The sequence below is a fragment of the Geobacillus sp. ZGt-1 genome, assembly GCF_001026865.1.
Taxonomy (GTDB): domain Bacteria; phylum Bacillota; class Bacilli; order Bacillales; family Anoxybacillaceae; genus Geobacillus; species Geobacillus thermoleovorans.
Genome location: NZ_LDPD01000087.1, coordinates 1 through 834, shown reverse-complemented (window position 1 = coordinate 834; position 834 = coordinate 1). Strand labels below are relative to the sequence as shown.

Genomic DNA, 834 nt, shown 5'->3' with positions numbered 1-834 from the left:
CCATTCAAATATCTCCTTACTGTCTCAATACTGACATTTAACCTTCTTGCTGTCTCTTTTTTACTAAGGTTTTCGTTATTAATGAAATAGTTTAACTTCTCTTTCCATACCGGTCCATACTCTATTACTTTATTATAACGAAATTGATCGTTAATATCCTTGTCTGGACCAATTCTCGAATATGAAAAGCCGCATTTTTCGCATACAAATAGGCCGCGCGGATTTCCTGTATTTTCATCTCTTTTTATTTGAACATCCTCAATTAATCGTTGACCATAATGTTCTGCAACAGGATTTAGACAAGGATAAGGTCCCTCTCCAAATGCAAAAAAAGATTTATTTTCATTCTCTTTTATGCTATCTACAGACTCTTGAAGAAATACTAACAACAAGATATGTTTCAATGGATGGAAAATAGCGCGATGTTTACTTGTTAATAATCTCAGCCAACAGTTGGCGTCTCCCGGTTTAACTTCGCAATTTAAATATTTTAAAAGCTCATCTCCATAATACCTAATTAAATTCCTGCCTAATTTGGTTTGGTTTACAAATCCCTGTGCTGTTAAATAACCTCTTTTACTCAACATGAAGCGATAAGTTTTATGGAGATTCGCGATGTCCCAGCTATATTGTCTCTTTGCTAACTTCACCCCCTCTTCCGTAATAAGAGTAAGGATTTCTTTATTCGAGTAAATAATATCGTAGCATTTATCTTGCAAAAAATAACAATTCTCTTCTGATGCAGCTACATATTTAGTCCTACTCCCTTTTCTATAGGGAACTCGGCTAAACAGCAATACCTGATGTTTATGTTTTAACTCACATTTCGCACCC

The 834-nt window shown here is 34.8% G+C and carries 1 protein-coding gene; it reads right to left on the bottom strand.

Features of this window, described 5'->3' with window-relative positions:
* The coding region (locus VU18_RS15710) for a TnsD family Tn7-like transposition protein (protein ID WP_047758472.1) at positions 1-834 on the bottom strand (834 nt) is incomplete at both ends.